Genomic DNA, 21,173 nt, shown 5'->3' on the forward strand with positions numbered 1-21,173 from the left:
GCGTCATGCAGTTGATTGAACATTCCGACTCGCCGCGTTACATCCGCCTGCACGAGCGGGACAACGTGGTGATCGTGGTCAATGACCAGGGGGTACCGGCCGGTACCGAGTTTTCCGATGGCCTGGTCACCGTCGACTTCGTGCCACAGAGCCACAAGGTCACCCTGGAAGACATTGCCGAGGGTGGCCAGGTGATTCGTTACGGGCAGGTCATTGGCTACGCCCTGCAGCCGATTCCCCGTGGCAGTTGGGTCAAGGAAGATCAACTGCGCATGCCGACCGCGCCGCCGCTGGACAGCTTGCCGCTGTCCACCGAAGTGCCGGCCGCGCAGGCTCCGCTGGAGGGCTATACCTTCGAGGGTTATCGCAACGCCGACGGTACCGTCGGCACGCGCAACATTCTTGGGATCACTACCACGGTGCAATGCGTGACCGGTGTGCTGGATCATGCGGTCAAGCGCATCAAGGACGAGCTGCTGCCCAAGTACCCGCACGTCGATGACGTGGTGGCGCTGACCCACAGCTATGGCTGTGGCGTGGCGATCACCGCCACCGACGCCTACATCCCGATTCGCACCGTGCGCAACCTGGCGCGCAACCCGAACCTGGGTGGCGAAGCGCTGGTGATCAGCCTGGGCTGCGAGAAATTGCAGGCCGGGCAGGTGATGCACGAGGACGATGCCTCGGTGGATTTGACAGAGCCGTGGCTGTATCGCCTGCAGGATTCCAGCCACGGTTTTACCGAGATGATCGAGCAGATCATGGAACTGGCTGAGACCCGCTTGAAGAAACTCGATAAGCGTCGTCGGGAAACCGTACCGGCGTCGGAGCTGATCCTCGGCATGCAGTGTGGCGGCAGTGATGCGTTTTCCGGGATCACCGCCAACCCGGCCTTGGGTTATGCCTCGGACCTGTTGCTGCGTGCGGGTGCGACGGTGATGTTCTCCGAAGTCACCGAAGTGCGCGATGCGATCTACCTGCTGACCTCCCGCGCGCAGACCAAGGAAGTCGCGCAGGAACTGGTGCGGGAAATGGACTGGTACGACCGTTACCTGGCCAAGGGTGAGGCGGATCGCAGCGCCAATACCACGCCGGGCAACAAGAAAGGCGGTTTGTCGAACATTGTCGAGAAGTCCCTGGGTTCGATCGTCAAGTCCGGTAGCAGCGCTATCACTGGCGTGCTCGGCCCTGGCGAGCGGTTCAAGGAAAAAGGCCTGATCTTCTGTGCGACCCCGGCCAGTGACTTTGTCTGCGGGACGCTGCAGTTGGCGGCGGGAATGAACCTGCACGTGTTCACCACCGGCCGCGGCACGCCTTACGGGCTGGCCATGGCGCCGGTGGTGAAGGTATCGACCCGGACCGAACTGGCGCAGCGCTGGCCGGACCTGATCGACATCGACGCCGGGCGAATCGCTACCGGGCGGGCATCTATCGAAGACCTCGGCTGGGAGTTGTTCCACTACTACCTGGATGTGGCCAGTGGCAAGAAGCAGACTTGGGCGGAGCGGCACAAGTTGCATAACGACATTACCTTGTTCAACCCGGCGCCTATCACCTGAGACCGCGTCGCCTGCATCGCGGGCAAGCCTTGCTCCTACGGAATCTATGGTGTACACGGAAAATGTGTACGACAACGTTCTGTAGGAGCAAGGCTTGCCCGCGATGACGGTCTTCCAGACGCTGACGTCCTCAGTGGCTTATTATTAGCCCCCTAACGACGCCCACCTCAAGGTCTTCTCCGGCATGCTGGCAATTTTCCTCGAAACCTTGAACATCACCGCCCCGGTGTTCGCCATGCTGTTTCTGGGGGTGTTGCTCAAGCGCATCGACTGGATCAACGACAACTTCATCCACACCGCCTCGGCCCTGGTGTTCAATGTCACCATGCCGGCGCTGCTATTTCTGGGCATCCTGCATGCCGACTTGCACGCCGCGTTGCAACCGGCACTGTTGATCTACTTCTCCCTCGCGACCCTGGTGTGCTTTGCCATCGCCTGGGGCTGGGCGATCTTCAGGTGCCCGCGCGAAGACCGGGGGATTTACACCCAGGGTGCTTTTCGCGGTAACAACGGAGTGATCGGCCTGGCGCTGGCCGCGAGCATGTACGGCGACTACGGGATTTCCCTCGGGGCGATTCTGGCGGCGCTGGTGATCCTGTTCTACAACACGCTTTCGACTATTGTCCTGGCGGTGTACAGCCCGGTGATCAAGTCCGATCCGTGGAGCATTTGCAAAAGCGTGTTCAGCAATCCGCTGATCATCAGCGTGATTGCGGCGGCCCCCTTTGCTTATTTCAAAATCAGCCTGCCGGGATGGCTGGAGACGTCCGGCCAGTATCTGGCGCAAACCACCTTGCCGTTGGCGTTGATCTGCATTGGCGGCACGCTGTCGCTGGCGGCGATGCGCAAAAGTGGCTCGATGGCGCTCAGTTCAAGCCTGGTGAAAATGCTCGGCCTGCCAATTCTGGCGACCCTGGGTGCGTGGCTCTGGGGCTTTCGCGGTGCGGAGCTGGGGATTCTGTTCCTGTACTTCGGCAGCCCGACCGCCGCCGCCAGTTTCGTCATGGCCCGGGCAGCGAATGGCAATCATGAACTGGCGGCGGCGATCATCGTCATCACCACGTTGATGGCGGCGATTACCACCAACATCGGGATCTTTTTGTTGCAGTGGGGTGGCTGGATCTAACGCCGCTCTTCGTCGGCCAGGGTTTTGCACGCCGGCTCGATTACCGGAGGCGCCTGTGTCGGATAGCGCATCGGAATGACCTGCACCGGGGTCGTCACGACGAAGCCATCGGCAAAGATCGCTTCGACAAAGGTCGCTTTCCAGCCATTTTCTGGAGTGTCGATCTGCATGCCGCCGTCGAGCGGGTCGGTGAGGCTCAGCTCTTGCGGTTCGTACTGGATGCCACAGGGCTGACGAAAGTCCCGGGCCTGCGGATTGGCCGCCGTCCACTGGATCACCCGCACCGGTGCTTCGGAAAACTGCAGTCCAATCTTTTGTGTTTGCTGATCCGGGTGCATTGAAATGACCGGCAAGGGCTTGTCCTGTTGCCAGCGATTGATGACGGGTATCAGCGAGTTCTCGATGAACCGTTTGATGCCGTAGTGACTCGCATTGGGCGCGACTCGCAAGGCTTTCGGACCTGGAAGTCGGTCGAAGAAAAATCGCGCATTGTCTGGCAGGAAGAAATCGTCGCTGCTGGCGTTGACGATGTATTTCGGGATTGCCAGGCGCTCGGCATAGCGGGTCTGCAGGTAGTTCAGCGGGTCTTCGATTTTCATCAGGCGGGCGAAGTTTTCAGTCTTTATCCGTTGGGTGATGCCTTCGTGATGATAGTCAAAAAATGCCAGTGGCCAGTTCTTGCCGTAGCTTTGATAGGTATGTTCAAGGACGTTATCCGTGCCCAGCACGTCGATGACAAATGGCACGATGGCCTTGACCCTCTCATCGGCAATGGCTGTCAGCCAAACGGTCCAGCCACGTTTCGATGCGCCACTGGCAATGAAGCGGTCTATCCCCCAGGGTTGCAGTTCCTTTTGCGCGAGGTCCATGGCCTTGACCATCGACACTACCATGGGCAGGCGCACTGACATGAACGGGCGTTGGTAAGGGTCGTCGAGAAAGAGTTTCCAGCTGTGGGCGACGCTGGCGTCTTCCGTGCGCGCAATGCCGTCGTCGGCATAGGTCAGGTACTGGTTCGGAACGTTACTGACTGAAATGACAATCGTGCGTGTCTTACCCGCCACTTCAAGAGCCATCGCTTCGGTAAAGTCAGTCGGTTCGTCGGCATTGGTCTGCCCGGCGTTGGCGGTTCCGTTGTTGGCCACCAGCAGCGCCTGGCTGTGCAGGGCGTTTTCCGGAATGTAGATGTCAACCGTGTGTTTCCACTGTGCCGGGCTGACCAAACCCAGTGGCGACCATTGCTGGGAGGACAATTCGAAACTGCGTTTTTCCACGCCGGGAAATATCGTGCTCGCTTTGGCGGTGTAAAGCAGCGGGTTGGCGTCCTCGGCTTTCTTGTAACAGGTGAGCACTTCGCTGAAGTCTTGACCGCTGGCTTCGAAACACGCTTGGGCAGAGGCATGAATCGAGCTGCTGACGAGCAGGCTGGACAACATTAATTTCGACAATAAGAACCTGGCGTTCAATCCCATGGGAACCTTCCTTGTGGTGCAGGGAAAGGCTCGAATCCTGAGCGCAGCGAAGCTGCACCGACCATTCCCCGTCTGGTTTTTGTCGGCGCAGTGTGTCGAAAAGAGGCTTGCGGGAACAGGTTTGGCAGGGCGCCTTTTATTGTCGAAATATGTGGGTGAACTGTTTAGCCACGAGCGTTACCAAGAGAAGTGTTCACTCCGGCTTCTGATAGCTGTCGATCACTTCCTGCGCCGCGCGAAACGCATCGATAGCCGCTGGCACGCCGGCATACACCGCGCAATGCAGCAACGCCTCTCGTATCTCTTCCACGGTACAGCCATTGTTCAGCGCGCCGCGCACGTGGCCTTTCAATTCCTGCGGGCACTTCAGCGCCGTCAGCGCTGCGAGAGTGATCAGGCTGCGGGTTTTCAACGGCAAGCCTTCGCGATTCCAGACCCCGCCCCAGGCATGTTCGTTGACGAAGTCCTGTAGCGGCTGGGTGAACTCGGTAGCGTTGCCCAGTGCGCGGTCGACGAAGGTGTCGCCCATCACTTGGCGACGTACTTCAACGCCGGTTTTCTTATTCTCGGTCATGGCAATTCCCTCTTACTGGTGTTGGCGACGCCAGGCGCGCAATGACGTGAACAACAAGAACGCCAGTAGCGCCGGCAGGACGAAAAACAGCATCAGGTGTTCAAGCTTGCCGGCCAGCGGCATGCCGGTGGTGAACGACACCACGTGCAGGCCGTAAGCCAGGTACAAGCCCAGAAACAGCAGCCCTTCGGCGCGGGTCACCCGGTAACCGGAATAGAACACCGGCAGGCACAACGCCGCGACGCCAAGCATCACCGGCAAGTCGAAATCCAGGGCGTTAGGCGATACCGACAGTGGCGACGGCGCGATTAGCGCCGTCAAACCCAGCACGCCCAGAAGGTTGAACAGATTGCTGCCAATCACGTTGCCCACGGCAATCTCCCGTTCACCGCGTAAGGCGGCGATCAGCGAAGTGGCCAGCTCCGGGAGGGAGGTGCCGACGGCGACGATGGTCAGGCCGATGATTCGCTCCGACAGCCCCAGGTCGGTGGCAACCGCTACCGCCGCACCCAGCAGCAGATGCCCGGCGTACACCAGCATCGCCAGGCCTGCGAGGATCATCAGCAGGCTGCGCAGCCATGGCGCTTCGCCGCTGTGGTCATGGCTTGATACCGGACGTGCCGAATGCCGCGACTGGCGCAGCAACAAAGCCAGGTACAGCAGCAGTGCCGTCAGCAATATCACACCGTCGACACGGGTCAGATCTTCGTTCCAGGCCAATACGAACACCAGCAGGCTGGCGCCGATCATCAGGGGAATATCCAGGCGCACCAGTTGCCGGGAAACCCGCAACGGTATGATCAGGGCGGAGAGCCCGAGGGTCACGAGGATGTTGAAGATGCTACTGCCGATCACGCTGCCGACGGCAATGTCGGCGTTGTGCGCCAGGGTGGCTTGCAGGCTGACCGCCATCTGCGGTGCGCTGCTGCCGAGGGCGACGATGGTCAGGCCGATGATCAGTGGGCGTACATGCAGGCGTGCTGCCAGGCGCACGGCAGCGCGCACCATCAGCTCGGCGCCGGCAATCAGCAGCACCAGCCCGCTGAGCAATTCGATCACGCTGATCAGGGGTAAATTGGCTAGTCCGAAAATGGTCGGGGCTCCGTCGGTCAGTCGAGGGCTTGCACGCGAACCCGCGCAGTGCCGCTCTTGAGCATGCCCAGCCGTTCGGCGGCTTCATGGGACAGGTCGATCAGGCGGCCACGGGTGTGGGGGCCACGGTCGTTGATGCGTACCACGCAGGATCTGTCGTTTTTCAGGTTGGTGACCTTCACCCGTGTACCGAAGGGTAGCTGGCGATGGGCGGCGGTCAGGGAATTCTTGTTGAAACGCTCGCCACTGGCGGTGCGTTTGCCTTGGTGTTTGGCGCCGTAATAGGAGGCAACGCCGGTTTTGTCGTAGCCGTGCGGGTCGACGGTGTCGTTGCTGGCGCAGCCGACAAGTAGAGAGAGCAGGGCGCAGGCGCCAAGTAGACGCATCATTCAAAGGTTTCCAAAAACAAATGTGGGAGCGAGCTTTTGTGGCGAGGGGACTTGTCCCCGTTGGGTCGCGAAGCGGCCCCAATCCATGAATTCCGGTTGAATTTGACACACCGAGAACTCAGGTTTTGGGACTGCTGCGCAGTCCAACGGGGACAAGTCCCCTCGCCACAAAGGCCCGCTCCCACAGGGGGTTGAGCCAGGGTTGAGTGCTGGCTCGATTCTCATCAGCCTTCGAGCTTGCTTTTTAGCAGTTCGTTGACCTGTTGCGGGTTGGCCTTGCCTTTGGAGGCTTTCATGGCCTGGCCGACGAAGAAGCCGAACATCTTGCCGCGCTTGGCTTCGTCTGCCGCGCGGTATTGCTCGACCTGCTCGGCATTGGCCGCAAGCATTTCGTCCAGCACCGCCGAGATCGCGCCGGTGTCAGTCACTTGCTTGAGGCCGCGCTTGTCGATGATCTCGTCCGCGCTGCCTTCGCCGTTGGCCATCGCTTCAAACACCACCTTGGCGATCTTGCCGGAGATGGTGTTGTCCTTGATGCGCAGCAGCATGCCGCCCAGAAGCTCTGCGGAAACCGGCGATTGTTCGATGTCCAGGCCTTGCTTGTTGAGCAGGCTGCCCAACTCGACCATCACCCAGTTTGCTGCCAGCTTGGCGTCACCGCCGATGCTCGCGACTTTCTCGAAATAATCGGCTTGTTCGCGGCTGGTGGCCAGCACGCTGGCGTCGTAGACCGACAGACCGAACTGCTCCTGGAAACGTTCGCGCTTTTGCGGTGGCAATTCAGGCAGGGTGGCGCGCACGTCATCGAGGAACGTGTTTTCGATCACGACGGGCAGCAGGTCCGGATCGGGGAAGTAACGGTAGTCGTTGGCTTCCTCTTTGCTGCGCATCGGACGGGTTTCGTCCTTGTTCGGATCGTACAGGCGGGTCTGCTGGATCACTTTGCCGCCGTCTTCGATCAGCTCGATCTGACGCTGGATTTCGCTGTTGATCGCCTTCTCGATGAAGCGGAACGAGTTGACGTTCTTGATCTCGCAGCGCGTACCGAACTCGACTTGGCCTTTTGGACGGATCGACACGTTGCAGTCGCAACGCAGCGAGCCTTCGGCCATGTTGCCGTCGCAAATCCCCAGGTAGCGCACCAGGGCGTGGATCGCCTTGACGTAAGCCACGGCTTCCTTGGCGCTGCGCATGTCCGGCTCGGAAACGATTTCCAGCAACGGCGTGCCGGCACGGTTCAGGTCGATGCCGCTGGCGCCGCTGAATTCTTCGTGCAGGCTTTTACCGGCGTCTTCTTCCAGGTGCGCGCGGGTGATGCCGACGCGTTTGACCGTGCCGTCTTCCAGGGCGATGTCCAGGTGGCCCTTGCCGACGATCGGCAATTCCATCTGGCTGATCTGGTAGCCCTTGGGCAGGTCCGGGTAGAAATAGTTTTTACGGGCGAACACGTTGTGCTGGCCGATCTCGGCGTCAATCGCCAGACCGAACATCACCGCCATGCGCACCGCTTCCTGGTTCAGCACCGGCAGCACGCCGGGCATGCCCAGGTCGATCAGGCTGGCCTGGGTGTTAGGCTCGGAACCGAAGGTGGTGGAACTACCGGAAAAGATTTTCGACCGGGTGGTGAGCTGGGTGTGAATCTCCAGCCCGATCACGACTTCCCATTGCATGTGTGTCTCCTCAGAAGCCGGTTGGGGTGCGGGTGTGCCAGTCAGTGTTCAACTGGTACTGGTGCGCAACGTTGAGCAAGCGGCCTTCCTGGAAATACGGGGCGAGCAGTTGCACGCCGACCGGCAGACCATCGACAAAACCTGCTGGCATGGACAAGCCCGGTAGACCCGCGAGGTTGGCAGTGATGGTGTAGACGTCTTCCAGGTACGCAGCAACCGGGTCGCTGTTCTTGGCGCCAAGCTTCCAGGCCGGGTTCGGCGTGGTTGGGCCGAGGATGATGTCGACCTCATTGAAGGCCGCCATGAAGTCGTTCTTGATCAAGCGACGAATCTTCTGCGCCTTCAGGTAATAGGCGTCGTAGTAACCGGCGGACAGGGCGTAGGCACCGACCATGATCCGGCGCTGCACTTCTGTCCCGAAACCTTCGCCACGAGAGCGCTTGTACAGGTCTTCCAGGTTTTTCGGGTCTTCGCAGCGATAGCCGAAACGCACGCCGTCGAAACGCGACAGGTTGGAAGAGGCTTCCGCCGGGGCGATCACGTAGTACGCAGGAATCGCGTGCTGCATGTTCGGCAGGCTGATTTCCTTGACCACGGCGCCGAGCTTTTTCAGCTCTTCGACGCTGGCCATGACCAGGTCGGCAATGCGCGGGTCGAGACCAGCGCTGAAGTACTCCTTCGGCACGCCGATGCGCAGCCCTTGCAGCGAACCGTTGAGGCTGGCGCTGTAATCCGGCACGGGCTCATCAATGCTGGTGGAGTCGTTCGGATCGAAGCCGGCCATACCTTGCAACAATATTGCGCAGTCTTCGGCAGTGCGCGCCAGCGGACCGCCCTGATCGAGGCTGGAGGCATAGGCGATCATGCCCCAGCGTGAAACGCGCCCGTATGTCGGTTTCAGGCCGGTCAGGTTGGTCAATGCAGCGGGCTGACGAATGGAGCCACCCGTGTCGGTGCCGGTAGCGGCTGGCAACAGACGAGCGGCAACCGCGGCGGCCGAGCCACCGGACGAACCGCCCGGCACGTGTTCCAGGTTCCACGGGTTTTTCACCGCGCCGTAGTAGCTCGACTCGTTGGCCGAGCCCATGGCGAATTCGTCCATGTTGGTCTTGCCCAGGGTCACGGCCCCGGCAGCGGCCAGCTTGGCGACGACGGTGGCGTCGTACGGAGCCTTGAAGTTGTCGAGCATTTTCGAGCCGCAGCTGGTGCGGATGCCCTGGGTGCAGAACAGGTCCTTGTGGGCGATCGGCGCACCAAGTAGCGCACCGTTCTCACCATTGGCCCGACGTGCGTCAGCGGCTTTGGCCTGCTGCAGCGCGAGGTCTTCGGTGAGGCTGATGAAACTGTTGAGCTGCGGGTCGAGCTGGGCGATGCGCGCCAGCAGGACTTTGGTCAGCTCTTCGGAGGAAAACTTTTTATCGGCGAGTCCGCGGGCGATCTCGGCCAGAGTCAATTGATGCATTGCAGGCTCTTTCCCTTTAGTCGATGACTTTCGGAACCAGGTACAGGCCGTTTTCGACCGCTGGTGCGATGGACTGGTAGGCCTCGCGATTGTTGCTCTCGGTCACGACGTCTGCACGCAGGCGCTGGCTGGCTTCCAGTGGGTGGGCGAGCGGCTCGATACCGTCGGTATTGACCGCCTGCATTTCGTCGACCAGCCCGAGAATGCTGTTGAGGGCCGAAGTAATGTGTGGAAGATCGGCATCATTGAGGCCAAGGCAGGCCAGATGAGCGATTTTTTCCACGTCGGAGCGTTCAAGCGCCATTGGGATTCTCCAGTGGAAAACAAGACGGACGGCGTCCGTGTGTTAGATTGTCGGAACACTACCGCACTTCTACGGTCATATGGCCGCGATTGTGGGGTTTGGTGCACAGAAAAGCGGCCAATTTAACATATTGGCGCCTTGCCCAAAATCCCTGTCGTTGTTAGAGTTTGCCGCACTTTTTTACCCACGCGTTGCCTAGGGTCCCTTTCCCATGTTCAAGAAACTGCGTGGCATGTTTTCCAGCGATCTTTCCATTGACCTGGGCACTGCCAACACCCTTATTTACGTGCGTGAGCGCGGTATCGTCCTGAATGAGCCATCGGTTGTGGCCATTCGGACGCACGGTAACCAGAAAAGTGTCGTTGCTGTCGGCACCGAAGCGAAGCGCATGTTGGGCCGTACGCCGGGCAACATTGCTGCCATTCGTCCGATGAAAGACGGCGTGATCGCCGACTTCAGCGTCTGTGAAAAGATGCTGCAGTATTTTATCAACAAGGTTCATGAAAACAGCTTCCTGCAGCCTAGCCCTCGTGTGCTGATCTGCGTTCCATGCAAGTCCACCCAGGTTGAGCGTCGCGCCATCCGTGAATCGGCGCTCGGTGCCGGTGCCCGTGAAGTGTTCCTGATCGAAGAGCCGATGGCTGCTGCGATCGGTGCCGGCCTGCCGGTTGAAGAAGCCCGCGGCTCGATGGTCGTGGATATCGGTGGCGGTACCACCGAAATCGCACTGATCTCCCTGAACGGTGTGGTCTACGCCGAATCCGTACGGGTGGGTGGCGACCGTTTCGACGAAGCGATCATCACTTATGTGCGTCGCAACTACGGCAGCCTGATCGGTGAGTCCACTGCCGAACGCATCAAGCAGGAAATCGGTACCGCCTACCCGGGCGGCGAAGTTCGCGAAGTCGACGTTCGTGGCCGCAACCTGGCCGAAGGCGTTCCACGCGCATTCACCCTGAACTCCAACGAAGTGCTCGAAGCGCTGCAAGAGTCGCTGGCGACCATCGTCCAGGCCGTGAAAAGCGCCCTGGAGCAATCGCCGCCGGAACTGGCTTCCGACATCGCCGAGCGTGGCCTGGTGTTGACCGGTGGTGGCGCCTTGCTGCGTGACCTCGACAAGTTGCTGGCCCAGGAAACCGGCCTGCCGGTGATCGTCGCCGAAGACCCGTTGACCTGCGTTGCTCGCGGCGGTGGCCGTGCATTGGAAATGATGGATAAACACACCATGGACCTGCTCTCCAGCGAATAAATCGCCGGATCGCCTCTATGCTGTTGAGCGCGCAGGCGGCACTTTGCAGTGCTGCCTGTTCGCGTTTATCTTCTGTCGTCTGCATCCAGGCCGGTTTGAAGCCGTATGAATAAAGAGAACATTTGCCTGGGAGGAGCGGCTTATTAAACCGCTTTTCACCAAGGGTCCCTCACTGGGCGTGCGCTTGTTGGTGCTGGTCGTGCTGTCGGTCGCGCTGATGGTCGTCGATGCCCGCTTCACACTGTTCAAGCCAGTGCGTAGCCAGATGTCGCTGGTGCTGATGCAGTCTTACTGGATCACCGACCTGCCGCAGCGGCTATGGCAGGGTGTGGCCAGCCAGTTTGGCAGCCGCACCGAACTGGTCGCCGAAAACGAAAAACTCAAGAGCGAAAACCTGCTGTTGCAGGGACGCATGCAAAAGCTTGCCTCCCTGACCGAGCAGAACGTTCGGCTGCGCGAGTTGCTCAACTCTTCGGCGCTGGTCAACGAAAAGGTCGAAGTGGCCGAATTGATCGGCATGGACCCCAACCCGTTCACCCATCGCATCATCATCAACAAGGGTGAGCGCGACGGCGTGGTGCTCGGTCAGCCGGTACTCGATGCCCGCGGCCTGATGGGCCAGGTGGTCGAGTTGATGCCCTACACCTCCCGGGTCCTGCTGCTGACCGATTCCACCCACAGCATTCCGGTGCAGGTCAACCGCAACGGTCTGCGCGCCATTGCCAGCGGTACCGGCAACCCGGAGCGCCTTGAGCTGCGTCACGTGGCCGATACCGCCGATATCAAGGAAGGCGACCTGTTGGTCAGTTCCGGCCTCGGCCAGCGCTTCCCGGCAGGTTACCCGGTGGCGACGGTCAAGGAAGTGATCCACGACTCCGGCCAGCCGTTCGCCATTGTTCGCGCCGTACCGACCGCTGCCTTGAACCGCAGCCGTTACCTGCTGCTGGTGTTCAGCGACACCCGGACTGCCGAAGAACGCGCCAACGATGCTGCCCAGGCCCAGGAAAGCCTGGATGCGCAGGGCGGTGGGCCGATCATTCCGGCGACCGTACCGAAGCCAGCGATTGTCCCGGCGGCTGTTGCCGCTCCCGCTCCCGCTGCTCCGGCGTCTCCAGCGGCCACGCCGGCTGCCACGACCCCGGCCAAACCAACCGCGACTGCACCCGCCAAGCCACCGGCGGCGCAACCCGCTGTCGTCAAGCCTGCTGCCAAACCGCCTGTCTCCGCGCCGGCTACCACTGGGGGACGAGAATAATGGTCGGTGTTACAGCTTCCCGAAACGGCTGGATCGTCTGGCTGACATTCGCCATCGGCATGTTGCTCAGCGTATCGCCGCTGCCGCAATTCATGGAAATCCTGCGCCCCCTGTGGCTGGCCTTGCTGCTGGCGTTCTGGGCGTTGGCACTACCGCAGAAAGTCGGGATGGTCACCGCATGGTGCCTGGGCCTGGCCGAGGACGTGCTGTACGGCACGCTGCTGGGTCAGAATGCGTTGATCCTGACGCTCATCACCTACCTGGTGCTGGCACTGCAACAACGCCTGCGAATGTTCCCGATGTGGCAGCAGAGCCTGGTGATCCTGGTGATCTTCGGCCTCGCCCAGTTGGTACAACTATGGCTCAGCGCCCTGACCGGCAACCGTCAACCGACCCTGGCGCTGGTATTGCCGGCACTGGTCAGCGCGTTGCTCTGGCCTTGGGTCAGCTACGGTTTGCGCGGATTGCGTCGACGCTACAAAATCAACTGATTCGCTCACGTATTCAGACAGGGAGAGGTCTTGATGAAACGGTTGTACCTCGCCTCTGGCTCGCCGCGTCGGCGTGAACTGCTCACGCAGATCGGCGTGCCGTTTTGCGCCATCAGTGCAGACATCGATGAAACCCCTTCAAGTCACGAATCCCCCTCGGCCTATGTCGAACGCCTCGCGCGTGGCAAGGCGGAAGCCGGGCGCGGTGCGGTCGTGTCCGATGTGGATTTTTGCGTGCTGGGCGCCGACACCGCTGTCGTGCTGAACGGGAAAATTCTCGGCAAGCCGGTTGATGAAGCTGACGCTTGCGCCATGCTTATGATGTTGGCAGGACAAGAGCATGAAGTGCTGACGGCAATTGCCGTGCTTGACGGCGAGCGCTGCGAGTCCCGATTGGTGCGCAGTCTGGTACGTTTCCGCCCTATCGGTCGCGATGAGGCGGCCGCCTACTGGGCCAGCGGCGAACCCCGGGACAAGGCCGGTGGCTACGGCATTCAAGGACTGGGCGCGGTGTTTGTCGCCGAGCTCACTGGAAGTTACTCGGCGGTGGTTGGACTGCCGCTGTGCGAAACAGCGGAACTGCTCGGCCATTTCGGCATACCCTGTTGGCAAAATAATAACGCGCGCTAAGCGTCGTACCCGGCCATTATCGTGAACATGCCTGAACGAGACCCTGCCATGAGTGAAGAGATCCTGATCAACATCACGCCGATGGAATCGCGCGTGGCGGTGGTCGAAAACGGTGTCCTGCAAGAAGTTCATGTCGAGCGCACGCAAAAACGCGGGATCGTCGGCAACATCTACAAAGGTAAGGTCGTACGGGTATTGCCCGGCATGCAGGCGGCGTTCGTCGATATCGGCCTGGACCGCGCCGCGTTCATTCATGCGTCGGAGATCTCCCTGCGTGAAGGGCCGGCAGTCGAGAGCATCAGTGCGCTGGTGCACGAAGGCCAGAGCCTGGTGGTGCAAGTCACCAAGGACCCCATCGGCTCCAAAGGTGCGCGCCTGACGACGCAGCTATCGATCCCTTCGCGTTATCTGGTGTACATGCCGCGCACCGCTCACGTCGGTATTTCGCTGAAAATCGAAGACGAAGCCGAGCGTGAACGCCTCAAGCAAGTGGTCACCGATTGCGTGGCCAAAGAAGGCATCAAGGAAGCGGGCGGGTTCATCCTGCGCACGGCAGCCGAAGGCGCCGGGGCCGATGAAATCCTCATGGACATACGTTATCTGCGCAGGCTATGGGACCAGATCAGCGAGCAGATCAAGACCATCAGCGCACCGAGTGTGATCTATGAAGATCTCGGCCTGGCGCTGCGCACGCTACGCGACCTGGTAAGCCCGAAGATCGAGAAAATTCGCATAGATTCCCGGGAAACCTTCCAGAAAACCACGCAGTTCGTTGCCGAACTGATGCCAGAGATTGCCGATCGTCTGGAGCATTATCCGGGCGAACGACCGATTTTCGACCTGTACGGTGTCGAAGATGAAATCCAGAAGGCCCTTGAGCGCAAAGTCCCGTTGAAGTCCGGCGGTTACCTGGTGGTCGACCCGGCGGAAGCCATGAGCACCATCGACGTCAACACCGGGGCGTTCGTCGGGCATCGCAATCTCGAAGAAACCATCTTCAAGACCAACCTCGAAGCGGCGACCGCCATTGCCCGTCAGCTGAGGCTGCGCAACCTGGGCGGGATCATCATCATCGACTTCATCGACATGGAAGATGAAGAGCACCAGCGCCAGGTGCTGCGCACGCTCGAGAAGCAACTGGAGCGCGACCACGCCAAGACCAACATTATCGGCATCACCGAGTTGGGCCTGGTACAGATGACCCGCAAGCGCACCCGCGAAAGCCTCGAACAGGTCCTGTGCGAGCCGTGCACCAGTTGCCAGGGGCGCGGCAAGCTGAAAACTCCGGAAACCATTTGCTACGAAATCTTCCGCGAAATTCTCCGTGAGGCTCGCGCCTATCAGGCGGAAGGCTATCGTGTATTGGCGAACCAGCGAGTCGTCGACCGCCTGCTCGATGAGGAGTCGGGTAACGTCGCCGAACTTGAAGTTTTCATCGGGCGCACCATCAGGTTCCAGGTCGAAACCATGTATTCCCAGGAACAATACGACGTCGTGCTGCTCTGAACTGCTGCGTCTTGAATTTTCCTGAACGGCTGGCCTCAGCTTTCTGCAAAACTTTTGCCATGGGAGCCAACTGACATGGAGCGTCTGACACGCATATTGGCCGCGCTGACCCGCTGGGGTCTGGGCCTGTGCGCGTTGGTTTTGGTGTTGATGGCGTTGTACGTCAGCCTTGGCCGGGAACTGGCGCCGTTGGTGGCCGAGTACCGTGCCGAAGTCGAAACCAAGGCCAGCGAGGCCTTGGGCATGCCCCTGCAAATCGGCGAGCTGAAAGGCAGCTGGAGTGGCTTCGCGCCCATCTTGTCGGCTCACGACGTGACAGTAGGCGAGGGTGCCAACGCCCTGCACCTGGAGCACGTACAAGCTGTCCCGGACCTGTGGGCCAGTCTGCTGGCACGTGACGTGCGTATCACCAATCTGGAGCTTAATGGCCTGAAGATCAGCCTCAAGCAAGGCGATGACGGCGAGTGGGCGCTGGAAGGTTTGCCGGTCAAGGACGATCAGCCCCTCGACCCGGAGCAGTTGCTCAATCGCATGCAAATGATCCGGCAGCTGTCGGTACTCGACAGCCAGGTCACTTTGCAGCCGTGGGGAGAATCGCCGCTGACCCTGACGTACGTCGGCTTGACTCTGAAAACCGGCGCATCCCGCCAGCGACTCGATGCCCGCTTGACCCTGCCCGATGGCCAGCCATTGGCCTTGAGTGTGCGTAGCCGCATTCGTGCCAGCCAGTGGAAGGAAGGCGAGGCGCAAGTCTATGTGAGCTTGCCGCAAAGCGACTGGTCGAAATGGTTGCCCGAAACCCTGACCCAGCAATGGAATTTCTCCGAGATCAAGGCCGGTGGCGAGCTGTGGGCGACCTGGGGCAAGGGTGCGTTGCAAAGTGCCGCCATCCGTTTGAATGCACCGCAAATCAAGGGTGCCTATGCCGAGCGCAAGCCGATCCAGATCCACAACCTGGCGCTTAATGGTTACTTCCAGCGTAGCGCCGAGGGCATGCTGGTAACGGTGGATTCCCTGGCCATGAACCTTGGCGAGACCCGTTGGGAATCACGTCTGCAATTCAAGCAGACCGCGGCTTCGGACAGGGCGCAGGATCTCTGGCACGTGCAAGCCGACCGTCTCGACCTTACGTCACTCACACCGTTGCTCAATGCCCTGGCGCCATTGCCGGAAGGTGTCGCCACGATGGTCGAGCGTCTCAAAGTCACCGGTGGACTGCGCAACGTCCTGATCGACGTGAAGCCCAATGCCACCGACGACAGCAGGTTCAGCTTCGCGGCCAACCTTGATCAGGTCGGCTTTGACGCGTATCACGGCGCACCAGCGGCGCGCAATGTCACGGGCAGCATCAGCGGGGACCTTGGCCATGGCGAGTTGCGCATGGACAGCAAGGATTTCATGCTGCACCTGGACCCCATTTTCGCCAAGCCGTGGCAGTACATCCAGGCCAACGCAACCTTGACCTGGAAGCTCGATAAGGAAAGTTTCACCCTGATCGCGCCGTACCTGAAGGTGCTGGGCGAGGAAGGCAAGATTGCCGGCGACTTCCTGATCCGCCTGTTTTTCGATGACACCCAGGAAGACTACATGGACCTGCGGGTCGGTCTGGTGGACGGCGACGGTCGCTACACCGCCAAGTACCTGCCGACCGTCCTCAGCCCGGCGTTGGATGAATGGCTGCGTACGGCGATTCTCAAAGGTGCGGTGGATCAGGGTTTCTTCCAGTACCAAGGCTCGTTGAACCATGGCGCGGCGGAAACGGCCCGCAGCATCAGCCTGTTTTTCAAGGTCCACGATGCCGAGCTGGCGTTTCAGCCTGGCTGGCCGCATGTCAGCAAGGTCACGGGTGATGTGTTCGTTGAAGACAGTGGCGTGCGGATTCTGGCCAGCAAGGGGCAGTTGCTCGACACCCAGGTCCGCGACATCTACGTCAATATTCCCCACGTGCCAGCCGGGCAGAACAGTCATCTGTTTCTCGACGGCGCGTTCGCCGGCGGATTGGGCGATGGTCTGAAAATTCTCAAGGAAGCGCCGATAGGCACCGCCGAGACTTTCGCTGGTTGGGAAGGTGAGGGCGATCTGCAAGGCAAGCTGAAGCTGGATATTCCGCTGGCCAAGGACGAGCAGCCGAAGATCCTGGTTGACTTCAAAACGGCAAAGGCCCGTCTGAAACTGCCCGAGCCCCCCCTCGAGCTGACTCAGCTCAAAGGTGACTTCCGTTTCGACAGCAGCAAAGGGTTGAGTGGGCAGAACATCAGCGCGCGCGCCTTCGATAAACCGGTAACTGCGCAAATTTTCGCCGAGGGTCGCGAGGGCAAGCTCAACACCCGGGTCACCGCTTCCGGGCAGGTCGAAGTCAAGAAACTCACCGACTGGCTGAGCGTGACCCAGCCGTTGCCAGTGAGCGGCGTAATCCCGTATCAACTGCAACTGACCCTGGATGGTGCCGACAGTCAGTTGATGGTCCGCTCCAATCTCAAAGGCGTTGCGGTTGATTTGCCGGCGCCCTTCGGGATGGCTGCCGATGCGGGGCGCGATACGACGTTCCGCATGACCTTGCAGGGGCCGGAACGGCGCTACTGGGTGAACTACGGTGAATTGGCGAACTTCACGTTTGCCGCACCAAAAGACAATTTTGCCGAAGGTCGTGGTGAGCTATTTCTGGGCAGCGGCAATGCCGTTCTGCCAGGTGCCAAAGGCCTGCGGGTACGCGGTGTACTGTCGGAACTGGATGTCGGCCCGTGGCAGGATCTGCTGAACAAATATGCCGGGCAGGACCCGGGTGGCAATGCCAAGCAGTTGCTCAGTGGTGCCGACATCAAGGTCGGCAAGCTCAGCGCCTTCGGCACCACGCTGGATCAGGCCGCGGTGCAGTTGACGCGCAAACCGTCCGCATGGGCCTTGCAACTCGACAGTCAGCAGGTCAAGGGCACTGCCAGCATCCCCGATGCCAAAGTCGCGCCGATGGTGATCAACCTGCAAACCGTGCGTCTTCCCGCACCTGACCCTAAGGTCCTGGCCGACGAAAACTCGCCGGATCCGCTGGCCTCGGTGGACCCGAAAAAGATCCCTGCACTGGATATCACCATCAATCAGCTGTTCCAGGGCAACGACCTGGTCGGCGCCTGGTCGCTGAAGGTGCGTCCGACAGCCAAGGGTATTGCGCTCAACTCGCTGGACATGGGCCTCAAGGGCATCCTGTTGCAAGGCAGCGGTGGTTGGGAAGGCGCGCCCGGCGCCAGCACAAGCTGGTACAAGGGGCGGATCAGCGGCAAAAACCTGGCGGATGTGCTCAAGGGCTGGGGCTTTGCGCCGAGCGTCACCAGCCAGGAGTTTCACATGGATGTCGATGGACGCTGGCCCGGTTCGCCGGCATGGCTGGCTACCAAGCGTTTCTCCGGCACCCTCGATGCGTCGCTCAATGAAGGCCAGTTTGTCGAGGTTGAAGGCAGTGCCCAGGCGTTGCGGGTATTTGGCCTGCTCAACTTCAACTCCATTGGCCGCCGCTTGCGCCTGGACTTCTCCGACCTGTTCGGCAAAGGCCTGAGCTATGACCGGGTCAAGGGCCTTCTGGTGGCGACCAACGGCGTGTACGTGACCCGCGAGCCTATCCGCCTGACTGGCCCGTCGAGCACCATCGAGCTTGACGGCACCTTGAACATGGTGGCCGATCAGATCGATGCGAAACTGTTGGTGACCTTGCCGGTGACCAACAACCTGCCAATTGCCGCCCTGATCGTCGGTGCACCGGCGATCGGCGGCGCGCTGTTCCTGATCGACAAGTTGATCGGTGATCGTGTGTCGCGCTTTGCCAGCGTGAAGTACACCGTCAAGGGGCCGTGGAAGGAACCGAAAATCACCTTCGACAAGGCTTTTTGACGCCATCCTCCAAACCTATGGAGTAGCATGGCCGTAACTCCCCTGTAGGAGCTGCCGCAGGCTGCGATCTTTTGATCTTGATCTTAAAAGCAACATCAAAAGATCGCAGCCTGCGGCAGCCCTACAGGTATGTGTTGATTTCCAGAGAAGGAAAGGCCATGCCCGTAGCGGTGATTCAAATGGTCAGCCAGAGTGATGTGCCGGCCAATCTGGCCCGGGCGCGTCAGTTGCTGGAACAATCGGCCGCTGGTGGTGCGAAATTGGCCGTGCTGCCGGAAAACTTCGCCGCCATGGGCCGGCGCGACATCGCCGACATCGGTCGCGCCGAGGCGCTGGGCGAAGGTCCGATCCTGCCCTGGTTGAAACAGACGGCCCGCGACCTCAAGTTATGGATAGTGGCCGGCACCTTGCCGTTGCCGCCGGTGGATCAACCGACGGCCAAGGTGCATGCCTGCTCGTTGCTGGTCGATGATCAAGGCCAGACCGTGGCGCGTTACGACAAGCTGCACCTGTTTGACGTGGATGTGGCGGACAATCGCGGCCGTTATCGCGAATCCGATGACTATGCTTATGGCAGTGGCGTGGTGGTTGCGGACACACCGGTCGGGCGAGTCGGCCTGACGGTCTGTTATGACCTGCGCTTCCCGGAGCTGTACAGCGAACTGCGTGCTGCCGGTGCGCAGCTGATTACCGCTCCGTCGGCCTTTACTGCCGTGACCGGTGCTGCACATTGGGATGTGCTGATTCGTGCGCGAGCCATCGAGACCCAGTGTTATGTACTCGCGGCTGCCCAGGGCGGCACGCATCCGGGGCCGAGGGAGACCTGGGGGCACGCGGCAATTGTCGACCCATGGGGACGGGTGCTGGCACAACAGGATCAAGGCGAGGCCGTGCTGCTGGCCGAACGCGATAGCAGCGAACAGGCGTCCATAAGGGCGCGGATGCCGGTGTCCAGTCACCGGCGCTTTTTCTCGCAGGGCGCCCAGCGGCCTGCCTCAGAACGATGAATTTAAGGCGTAAAGCATATGAGCGAGTTGTTGTCCTCAGTCAGTGAACACCTCCTGGCACCCGGTGGCGTAACGATCGAAAGCCTGCAAGGTGTGCTCGGCGACCTGGCCGGCCCCGGCATCGACGCCGCCGACCTGTATTTCCAGGGGCAGATTTCCGAGTCCTGGGCGCTGGAAGATGGCATCGTCAAGGAAGGCAGCTTCAACCTCGACCAAGGGGTTGGCGTTCGCGCGCAGTCCGGTGAGAAGACCGGGTTTGCCTACAGCAATGCCATCACCCTGGAAGCCCTGGGCGCGGCGGCCCGTGCCGCCCGTTCGATCTCCCGGGCCGGGCAGAATGGCACCGTGCAAGCTTTCACCACTCAGGATGTGGCGCAGTTGTACGGGCCGGACAATCCGCTGGAAGTGCTGACCCGTGCCGAGAAAGTCGATCTGCTCAAGCGCATCGATGCCGCCACGCGCGCCCTTGACCCGCGTATCCAGCAAGTCACCGTGAGCATGGCCGGTGTATGGGAGCGGATACTGGTGGCGTCCACCGATGGCGGTCTGGCGGCGGATGTACGGCCACTGGTGCGCTTCAACGTCAGCGTGATCGTCGAACAGAACGGCCGTCGCGAGCGCGGCGGCCACGGCGGTGGCGGGCGTACCGATTACCGTTATTTCCTTGGTGAAGACCGCGCCATGAGCTATGCCCGTGAAGCGCTGCGCCAGGCGTTGGTCAATCTGGAAGCCATTCCGGCGCCGGCCGGCACCTTGCCGGTGGTGCTGGGTTCCGGCTGGTCGGGCGTGCTGCTGCACGAAGCGGTCGGTCACGGTCTGGAAGGCGACTTCAACCGCAAGGGCAGCTCGGCTTACAGCGGGCGCATGGGCGAGATGGTTGCCTCCAAGCTGTGCACCATCGTCGATGACGGCACCCTGGCCGGTCGTCGTGGTTCCTTGAGCGTTGATGACGAAGGTACGCCGACCGAGTGCACCACGCTGATCGAAAACGGCGTACTCAAGGGCTACATGCAGGACAAGCTCAACGCCCGCCTGATGGGCGTGGCCCGCACCGGTAACGGCCGTCGCGAATCCTACGCGCACCTGCCGATGCCGCGCATGACCAACACCTACATGCTCGCCGGTGAAAGCGACCCGGCGGAGATCATCGCGTCGGTGAAGAAGGGCATCTACTGCGCCAACCTCGGCGGCGGTCAGGTGGACATCACCAGCGGCAAGTTCGTGTTCTCCACCAGCGAGGCGTACCTGATCGAAGACGGCAAGATCACCGCCCCGGTCAAAGGCGCGACGTTGATCGGCAACGGCCCGGAGGCCATGAGCAAGGTGTCGATGGTCGGCAACGACCTGGCACTGGACAGCGGTGTGGGGACGTGTGGCAAGGATGGGCAGTCGGTGCCGGTGGGTGTCGGCCAGCCAACGCTGAAGATTGATGCGATCACCGTGGGTGGCACGGGCGCGTAAGATGACAGCTGTAGGAGCTGCCGCAGGCTGCGATCTTTTGATCTTTG

The 21,173-nt window shown here is 60.8% G+C and carries 16 protein-coding genes and 1 pseudogene; 10 read left to right on the forward strand and 7 right to left on the reverse strand.

Annotated elements, in window-relative coordinates:
* Positions 1–5: 5 nt before the first annotated feature.
* Both garD and ACA058_RS03825 read left to right on the forward strand, forming a co-directional pair.
* Complete coding sequence (garD, locus tag ACA058_RS03820) at positions 6–1,559, forward strand: galactarate dehydratase (RefSeq protein WP_497637926.1); 1,554 nt, start codon at positions 6–8, stop codon at positions 1,557–1,559.
* Positions 1,560–1,743: 184 nt separating this feature from the next.
* Positions 1,744–2,685 carry an AEC family transporter gene (locus tag ACA058_RS03825; protein WP_497637927.1) on the forward strand — a complete coding sequence of 314 codons (942 nt, stop codon included), beginning with the start codon at positions 1,744–1,746 and terminating at the stop codon, positions 2,683–2,685.
* Here ACA058_RS03825 and ACA058_RS03830 read toward each other — a convergent pair.
* From ACA058_RS03830 to gatC, 7 genes and pseudogenes are all read right to left on the reverse strand, one after another.
* A complete protein-coding gene (locus ACA058_RS03830) occupies positions 2,682–4,121 on the reverse strand; it encodes a PhoPQ-activated pathogenicity-related family protein (protein WP_497637928.1) in 1,440 nt (479 codons plus the stop codon). The two genes, ACA058_RS03825 and ACA058_RS03830, sit on opposite strands and share 4 nt — an antisense overlap.
* A gap of 229 nt (positions 4,122–4,350) precedes the next feature.
* Entirely contained in the window at positions 4,351–4,731 is a 381-nt protein-coding gene (locus ACA058_RS03835) for a carboxymuconolactone decarboxylase family protein (RefSeq protein WP_497637929.1), read from the reverse strand.
* A pseudogene (locus ACA058_RS03840) lies at positions 4,728–5,790 on the reverse strand (calcium/sodium antiporter). Before ACA058_RS03840 ends, ACA058_RS03835 begins: the two are co-directional and overlap by 4 nt.
* 50 nt (positions 5,791–5,840) lie before the next feature.
* Positions 5,841–6,212, reverse strand: coding sequence for a septal ring lytic transglycosylase RlpA family protein (locus ACA058_RS03845; RefSeq protein ID WP_497637930.1), 372 nt, complete (start codon positions 6,210–6,212; stop codon positions 5,841–5,843).
* Positions 6,213–6,436: 224 nt separating this feature from the next.
* Positions 6,437–7,882 carry an Asp-tRNA(Asn)/Glu-tRNA(Gln) amidotransferase subunit GatB gene (gene gatB / locus ACA058_RS03850; protein ID WP_429394011.1) on the reverse strand — a complete coding sequence of 482 codons (1,446 nt, stop codon included), beginning with the start codon at positions 7,880–7,882 and terminating at the stop codon, positions 6,437–6,439.
* 10 nt (positions 7,883–7,892) lie between these two features.
* Positions 7,893–9,344, reverse strand: coding sequence for an Asp-tRNA(Asn)/Glu-tRNA(Gln) amidotransferase subunit GatA (gatA, locus tag ACA058_RS03855; RefSeq protein ID WP_497637931.1), 1,452 nt, complete (start codon positions 9,342–9,344; stop codon positions 7,893–7,895).
* Positions 9,345–9,360: 16 nt separating this feature from the next.
* Complete coding sequence (gene gatC / locus ACA058_RS03860) at positions 9,361–9,648, reverse strand: Asp-tRNA(Asn)/Glu-tRNA(Gln) amidotransferase subunit GatC (protein WP_008054345.1); 288 nt, start codon at positions 9,646–9,648, stop codon at positions 9,361–9,363.
* Positions 9,649–9,859: 211 nt separating this feature from the next.
* On the opposite strand from gatC, the gene mreB reads away from it, so the two are divergent.
* From mreB to tldD, 8 genes are all read left to right on the forward strand, one after another.
* Positions 9,860–10,897, forward strand: a complete 1,038-nt coding sequence (gene mreB, locus ACA058_RS03865; RefSeq protein ID WP_002555108.1) for a rod shape-determining protein MreB — start codon at positions 9,860–9,862, stop codon at positions 10,895–10,897.
* A 142-nt stretch (positions 10,898–11,039) separates the two neighbouring features.
* A complete protein-coding gene (gene mreC / locus ACA058_RS03870) occupies positions 11,040–12,152 on the forward strand; it encodes a rod shape-determining protein MreC (RefSeq protein WP_497639857.1) in 1,113 nt (370 codons plus the stop codon).
* Complete coding sequence (gene mreD, locus ACA058_RS03875) at positions 12,152–12,643, forward strand: rod shape-determining protein MreD (protein WP_497637932.1); 492 nt, start codon at positions 12,152–12,154, stop codon at positions 12,641–12,643. The genes mreC and mreD overlap by 1 nt, the downstream gene beginning before the upstream one ends.
* A gap of 33 nt (positions 12,644–12,676) precedes the next feature.
* Positions 12,677–13,273 carry a Maf family protein gene (locus tag ACA058_RS03880; protein WP_497637933.1) on the forward strand — a complete coding sequence of 199 codons (597 nt, stop codon included), beginning with the start codon at positions 12,677–12,679 and terminating at the stop codon, positions 13,271–13,273.
* A 48-nt stretch (positions 13,274–13,321) separates the two neighbouring features.
* On the forward strand, positions 13,322–14,779 hold the full coding sequence (gene rng / locus ACA058_RS03885; protein ID WP_110746812.1) for a ribonuclease G: 1,458 nt from the start codon (positions 13,322–13,324) through the stop codon (positions 14,777–14,779).
* Positions 14,780–14,854: 75 nt separating this feature from the next.
* Positions 14,855–18,658, forward strand: a complete 3,804-nt coding sequence (locus ACA058_RS03890; protein ID WP_497637934.1) for a YhdP family protein — start codon at positions 14,855–14,857, stop codon at positions 18,656–18,658.
* 158 nt (positions 18,659–18,816) lie between these two features.
* The gene (locus ACA058_RS03895) at positions 18,817–19,665 is read left to right on the forward strand and encodes a carbon-nitrogen hydrolase family protein (RefSeq protein WP_497637935.1); all 849 of its coding nucleotides are present in this window, start codon (positions 18,817–18,819) and stop codon (positions 19,663–19,665) included.
* Between the two features lie 18 nt (positions 19,666–19,683).
* Positions 19,684–21,126, forward strand: coding sequence for a metalloprotease TldD (gene tldD / locus ACA058_RS03900; RefSeq protein WP_497637936.1), 1,443 nt, complete (start codon positions 19,684–19,686; stop codon positions 21,124–21,126).
* Positions 21,127–21,173 lie beyond the last annotated feature (47 nt).

The organism is Pseudomonas sp. LBUM1649, from assembly GCF_059716155.1.

Excerpts from the sequence above, each read along its gene's own strand:
- garD (WP_497637926.1), top strand. The coding sequence starts at position 6 with ATGCAGTTGATTGAACATTCCGACTCGCCGCGTTACATCCGCCTGCAC.
- ACA058_RS03825 (WP_497637927.1), top strand. The coding sequence starts at position 1,744 with ATGCTGGCAATTTTCCTCGAAACCTTGAACATCACCGCCCCGGTGTTC.
- ACA058_RS03830 (WP_497637928.1), bottom strand. The coding sequence starts at position 4,121 with ATGTTGTCCAGCCTGCTCGTCAGCAGCTCGATTCATGCCTCTGCCCAA.
- ACA058_RS03835 (WP_497637929.1), bottom strand. The coding sequence starts at position 4,731 with ATGACCGAGAATAAGAAAACCGGCGTTGAAGTACGTCGCCAAGTGATG.
- ACA058_RS03845 (WP_497637930.1), bottom strand. The coding sequence starts at position 6,212 with ATGATGCGTCTACTTGGCGCCTGCGCCCTGCTCTCTCTACTTGTCGGC.
- gatB (WP_429394011.1), bottom strand. The coding sequence starts at position 7,882 with ATGCAATGGGAAGTCGTGATCGGGCTGGAGATTCACACCCAGCTCACC.
- gatA (WP_497637931.1), bottom strand. The coding sequence starts at position 9,344 with ATGCATCAATTGACTCTGGCCGAGATCGCCCGCGGACTCGCCGATAAA.
- gatC (WP_008054345.1), bottom strand. The coding sequence starts at position 9,648 with ATGGCGCTTGAACGCTCCGACGTGGAAAAAATCGCTCATCTGGCCTGC.
- mreB (WP_002555108.1), top strand. The coding sequence starts at position 9,860 with ATGTTCAAGAAACTGCGTGGCATGTTTTCCAGCGATCTTTCCATTGAC.
- mreD (WP_497637932.1), top strand. The coding sequence starts at position 12,152 with ATGGTCGGTGTTACAGCTTCCCGAAACGGCTGGATCGTCTGGCTGACA.
- ACA058_RS03880 (WP_497637933.1), top strand. The coding sequence starts at position 12,677 with ATGAAACGGTTGTACCTCGCCTCTGGCTCGCCGCGTCGGCGTGAACTG.
- rng (WP_110746812.1), top strand. The coding sequence starts at position 13,322 with ATGAGTGAAGAGATCCTGATCAACATCACGCCGATGGAATCGCGCGTG.
- ACA058_RS03890 (WP_497637934.1), top strand. The coding sequence starts at position 14,855 with ATGGAGCGTCTGACACGCATATTGGCCGCGCTGACCCGCTGGGGTCTG.
- ACA058_RS03895 (WP_497637935.1), top strand. The coding sequence starts at position 18,817 with ATGCCCGTAGCGGTGATTCAAATGGTCAGCCAGAGTGATGTGCCGGCC.
- tldD (WP_497637936.1), top strand. The coding sequence starts at position 19,684 with ATGAGCGAGTTGTTGTCCTCAGTCAGTGAACACCTCCTGGCACCCGGT.